This is a genomic window from Flavobacterium sp. (genome assembly GCF_044338735.1).
Taxonomy (GTDB): Bacteria; Bacteroidota; Bacteroidia; order Flavobacteriales; family Flavobacteriaceae; genus Flavobacterium.
This window is the reverse complement of sequence record NZ_JBIIWV010000140.1, coordinates 1-5,329: the sequence shown is the minus strand read 5'-3', so window position 1 is coordinate 5,329 and position 5,329 is coordinate 1. Positions and strand designations below refer to the sequence as shown.

The window sequence follows — 5,329 nt, the reverse complement described above, 5'->3', positions numbered from 1 at the left end:
ACTCAAATAGCATTGTTAATGGTTGCTGAACAAGTAAATGTTGGCATGCAAAGTGTTTCCCATTTAAATGAATACGAAAAAACAAAAAAATCAATTTTTAAATAGTAGAATTATGAAAAATGTAGTTATAATTATTGCCTTTTTAATGGCCTCATTAGTTTCTTTTGCTCAAGGTGCTTTTGATAAATTTGAAGATAAAGAAGGTGTAACATCTGTTGTAGTAAACAAAAAGATGTTTGAAATGATGAGTAAAGTTAAAGTAAATACTAATGATAAAGATACCCAGCAGTATTTAAATTTATTAAAGAAATTAGAAAATTTAAAGGTATTTACCACAAGTAATTCAAAGGTTGGAGCAGACATGAAATCATCGGTGAATAGTTATTTAAAATCAAATCCATTAGAAGAGTTAATGCGCGTTAACAACGAAGGTAAAAACGTAAAAATTTATGTAAAATCTGGCGCTAACGAAAAAATAGTAAAAGAGCTTTTGATGTTTATTGAAGGTGCAAACATGAAAGATGCTAATACCATTGTTTTATCGTTAACCGGAAGTTTTAGTTTAGACGAAATTTCTATGTTAACCGAGAAAATGAGTTTGCCTGGGGGAGATGATTTAAAAAGAGCAGCTAAAAAGTAAATCTATGAAAAAGTTATTGTTTCTTGTTTCAAGTATGCTGATTCTTTGCAGTTGTGAAGACAAACCAAGCCTTCAAAAGTATTTTGTTGAAAAAACTGAGTCGTCTGAATTTGTATCTGTTGATTTAGCACCAAGTTTTATTAATACCGATAAAATTAAATTAACTAGTGAAGAGAAAGCTGCTCTTAGTTCGTTCAAAAAAATGAATATTTTGGCTTTTAGAGCTGATTCTACCGATATTGCTGGATATGATAAAGAAATCAAAGAAGTGAAAGCTATTTTGAAAGACGAAAGCTATCAGCAATTAATGAAAGCAGGATCAGGAAGTGATGGTGCAGCAATCTATTTTGTAGGTAATGATGACGAACACATTGAAGAATTTGTAGTTCTAGCTGGAAAAAAAGAAAACGGATTTGCGGTGGTTCGTGTTTTAGGCAATGATATGAATCCAATTCATATCATGAATATGCTTACGCTACTTCAAAAATCAAATGTTGATTTAGAACAACTCAAACCATTAGAGCAATTACTAAAATAAAAAAAATCCGGCAGTTGCCGGATTTTTTTAGCTTTTGTAATATTTTAAAGGAACTATTAACATTCCAAAACATTCTCCATGTAATTTTCCAATGTGTTTGTGGTGCATTTTATGAGCTCTTCTCACCGCTCTAGCATAACGATTGTCTGCGTTTCTGAATAATTTAAAACGTTGGTGAATAAAAATATCATGTACAAAGAAATAAGCAATTCCATAGGATAATATTCCTAATCCAATTGCTAAGCCCAATTCAAAAATTCCATAGTCCCAAAGTAAAAAACAGCTGACGCTCACCACAGCATAAAAAATAAAAAAAGCATCGTTTCGTTCAAACCAAGAATCATGATCTTTTTTATGATGATCTGCGTGTAATACCCATAAAAAACCATGCATAATGTATTTGTGACTAAACCATGCCATGAATTCCATGATGAAAAATGTTGTAAAAAACACCAATATATGTAACCACATAATGTAATAAATTTCAATTATTAATTTTGTATAAAGCTGCTGAAACAATTTCAGCATTACAAAATATTGAGCCGCAAACTTTTATTAAATAATATTTAATCTATATTTAACATAACATCTTGCTAACAATTCTACTTTTTGATAATCTGAAACTCGTATGCGTGTGTTTTTTATCTCTAAAGAAGGAGTTTTTTGAAGCTTTATTAATAATTTTCTATAATAACGATATGCAGTGTAAACACCAAATTTAGCTTCTAATGGTAGGTTTTTTATTCCTTCAAATGCAGCTTCAAAATCACTTTCAATATCAGCAATAATTTCTTGTTTAGATTGTTCATCTAATTGATTCAAATCGGTATTAGGAAAATAGGTTCTGCTTAAATCTTCAAAATCAGCTTTTAAATCTCTCAAAAAATTTACTTTTTGAAAAGCTGATCCTAAACGCATAGCTGAGTCTTTTAGTTCAATAAATTTTTTATCATTTCCGTTTACAAAAACTTTCAAACACATTAAGCCTACCACATCGGCAGAACCATAAATATATTCGTTGTATTCTTCAACTGTGTTATATTTTGTTTTATGCAAATCTAACTTCATACTTTTCATAAATGCTTCAATAAGCTCATTTGGAATATTGTAATTATGAACGGTATGTTGAAACGAATTCAAAATTGGATTTAAACTAATTTTTTGTGATAAAGCCAATGCTAAATCATTTTCGAATTGTGCAAATAATATCTCTTTGTCATAATCGTGAAAGCTATCTACTATTTCATCAGCAAATCGAACAAATCCATAAATGTTATATATATCCTGACGGATGCTAGGTGCTAACATCTTTACCGCAGAAGAGAAAGAAGTACTATAGGCCTTCGTAACTTTTGCACTACAATCAAAGGATACATTGTCAAAATTTGATTTCATACTATTGATACTTTTCTATTAAATCAGAAACTAATTTACCTGAAATTAAAGCAGGAGGTACTCCAGGTCCTGGAACCGTTAGTTGTCCTGTAAAATATAAATTACTTACTTTTTTACTTTTCAACTTAGGTCTCAAAAAAGCAGTTTGTAACAGCGTATTTGCCATTCCATATGCATTTCCTTTATATGAATTATAATCTTTAACAAAATCATTCACACAAAAAGATTCCTTAAAGATAATATTATTTTTTATATTTTGATTCGTTAGCAGTTCAAAACGGGTAATTATTTTTTCAAAATACAATTCTCTTAATTCAGTTGTGTCTTCTAAACCAGGTGCAATAGGAATTAAAAAAATTCCGGCTTCTTTTCCTTCTGGTGCTGAATTTTCGTCTGTTTTTGAAGGAAAACTAGCATAAAACAATGGTTCTTTAGGCCATTTTGGATTGTCATAAATTGCTTTAGCATGTACATCAAAATCGACGTCAAAAAACAATGAATGATGCTCTACATTCTCAATTTTTTTATCAAATCCTACATAAAATAGAAGTGATGAAGGAGCAAAGGTTTTTTTACTCCAATATTTTTCTGAATATTGACGATATTGCTTGTCTAATAAGGTTTCCGAATGGTGATAATCTGCACCACTAACTACTACATCAGCACTACAATTTTCATGATTTACGGATAGTCCGGTTGTAATTCCATTTACAACATTGATTTTGTCAATATTTGCATTGGTATGGATAGTCACTCCAAGTTCTTTTGCAAGCGCTGCCATGGCTAAAATAACCGAATACATTCCATTTTTTGGATGAAAAGTACCTAATCCAAAATCTGCAAAATTCATGAAACTATAGAAAGATGGTGTGTCACTTGGTTTAGCACCAAGAAATAAAACCGGAAATTCTAATATCTGAACAAGTTTTGTATTTTTAAATCGTTTTCTAACATCTTTAGATATCGTGCTAAAAAATTGATTGACTTTTTTAGCAGTTTCAAGTGTTACTAACTCAAGCGGAGATTCTCCGGGTCTATAAACTAAATCTTTTATAGCAATGTTATAGTTGCTTTGCGCTTCTGCCATAAATTGTTCCAATTTTTTTCCACTGCCTTTTTCTATGGATTCAAAAGTGGAAACAATTTCGGGGAGATTGTCTGCTATAGTTACAAAATCTAATTTGTCAAAATATACTTGATAAGCGGGAGATAATTTTATTAACTCATAATAATCCGATGGTTTTTTATTAAAATCTGAAAAAAAACGTTCGAATACATCGGGCATCCAATACCATGTAGGTCCTATATCAAAGGTAAATCCTTCTTTTTTTAATTGACGAGCTCTCCCACCGATTGTTTCATTTTTTTCGTAGATAGTTACTTCGTTTCCAGCTTTAGCTAAGTAACAAGCAGCTGCTAATGAAGAGAATCCGGAACCAATAATTGCAATTTTTTTTCGCACTTTGAATAATTTTGTTTAACAAAAGTAATAAAAGAATTAAACAAATCAAATTATTACAGGTAAGAAGAAGTTAGTTCTTCAATACTGTTATAAATATGAATGTTTTTGTATTTATTTTTATCTTTAATTTCGGCAGTCATTCTGCCCAATAGCAAGATTTCGTTATCAGAATCTTTTATTAATTTTTCGTGCATTTCATCAATATAATCCTCTATTATTTCTTTATTTGGCTCAACGGTAAAATAGCCTACAAAAGTTATTTTTTCGAAAGCTCTTTTTAGATCTAACAAACTGTCTATTGGAATACTTTCCCCTAGGTATATTGTTTGATAACCATTTAATAATATTTCATAATTTAAGTACATAATGCCTAATTCATGAATTTCATTTGATGGTAAAAATAATACAAAAACTTTATCTTCATTTGTTGGGGTTAAGGTTTGTACTTTTTCGGTGTTAATTAACAGTTTTTGTTTGATGAGATAGGTTATAAAATGTTCATGAGCAGGACTTATCGTATCGGTTTGCCATAAAAAACCTAATTCTTGCATCAATGGAATGAAAACCGAATAAAAGACTTCTTTAAATGTTTTTTCGCTCAATAATTTATTGTAGGTATTAAAAAATAACGTTTGATCAAAGTTCATCATGGCTAATTTAAAAGTACTTATAGCATGATTTTTAGCGCTTTTTTCTGAAATAATTTCATTTGCTAGTTTATTGAAATCTTCATGAGATAGCGAAGATATTTTTGATATTTTGTAACCATAATTATGAAGTAATACGATACTTAAAAGTTTTTGCAAACTTTTAATGTCATAAAAACGAATATTAGTTTCAGAACGCATCGGTTCCAATACATTATATCTTTTTTCCCAAATTCGGATGGTATGCGCTTTAATGCCAGATAGATTCTCTAAATCTTTTATACTAAATACATTCTTTACATTAGTCATGATCATTTATTTTGTCTAACAAATGTAATAAAAAAATAAACAAATAAAAGTTATTATTTAAAAATCAATAAATAAAGCGTGTTAGTAGTAATAAAGTTAGCAAAGTGACCATGGAGGGATTTGAACCCTCACGCCCTTTCGAGCACCACCCCCTCAAGATGGCGAGTCTACCGTTTCTCCACATGGCCTAAAAAAGTAAAGACGTTGCATCGCAACGTCTTTACTTTTGTGACCTGGCTGGGATTCGAACCCAGGACCCCATCATTAAAAGTGATGTGCTCTACCAGCTGAGCTACCAAGTCGGTGCTTCAAGAAATATGTGTTAAGTAGTGACCTGG

Annotated in this window: 6 protein-coding genes and 2 tRNA genes; 2 read left to right on the top strand and 6 right to left on the bottom strand. The window is 30.4% G+C overall.

All coding sequences use genetic code 11. From position 1 onward, the window contains the following. Positions 1 to 112: 112 nt before the first annotated feature. Both ACIQZC_RS08745 and ACIQZC_RS08740 read left to right on the top strand, forming a co-directional pair. Positions 113 to 640 carry a DUF4252 domain-containing protein gene (locus ACIQZC_RS08745; protein ID WP_396138849.1) on the top strand — a complete coding sequence of 176 codons (528 nt, stop codon included), beginning with the start codon at positions 113 to 115 and terminating at the stop codon, positions 638 to 640. A 4-nt stretch (positions 641 to 644) separates the two neighbouring features. Further along, positions 645 to 1,178 (top strand): DUF4252 domain-containing protein, encoded by a 534-nt coding sequence (locus ACIQZC_RS08740; RefSeq protein WP_396138848.1) that lies wholly within the window; start codon positions 645 to 647, stop codon positions 1,176 to 1,178. A 27-nt stretch (positions 1,179 to 1,205) separates the two neighbouring features. Here ACIQZC_RS08740 and ACIQZC_RS08735 read toward each other — a convergent pair whose 3' ends face one another. The 6 genes from ACIQZC_RS08735 to ACIQZC_RS08710 form a co-directional block, all read right to left on the bottom strand. Further along, complete coding sequence (locus ACIQZC_RS08735; RefSeq protein ID WP_396138847.1) at positions 1,206 to 1,649, bottom strand: beta-carotene hydroxylase; 444 nt, start codon at positions 1,647 to 1,649, stop codon at positions 1,206 to 1,208. Positions 1,650 to 1,733: 84 nt separating this feature from the next. Further along, positions 1,734 to 2,573, bottom strand: a complete 840-nt coding sequence (locus ACIQZC_RS08730) for a phytoene/squalene synthase family protein (RefSeq protein ID WP_396138846.1) — start codon at positions 2,571 to 2,573, stop codon at positions 1,734 to 1,736. A 1-nt stretch (position 2,574) separates the two neighbouring features. Then, positions 2,575 to 4,035, bottom strand: a complete 1,461-nt coding sequence (locus ACIQZC_RS08725; RefSeq protein ID WP_396138845.1) for a phytoene desaturase family protein — start codon at positions 4,033 to 4,035, stop codon at positions 2,575 to 2,577. Positions 4,036 to 4,088: 53 nt separating this feature from the next. Further along, positions 4,089 to 4,991, bottom strand: a complete 903-nt coding sequence (locus ACIQZC_RS08720; protein WP_396138844.1) for a MerR family transcriptional regulator — start codon at positions 4,989 to 4,991, stop codon at positions 4,089 to 4,091. 105 nt (positions 4,992 to 5,096) lie between these two features. Continuing rightward, positions 5,097 to 5,179, bottom strand: a tRNA-Leu gene (locus ACIQZC_RS08715). A gap of 41 nt (positions 5,180 to 5,220) precedes the next feature. Next, positions 5,221 to 5,293 (bottom strand) — tRNA-Lys (locus tag ACIQZC_RS08710). Between the last annotated feature and the right edge of the window lie 36 nt (positions 5,294 to 5,329).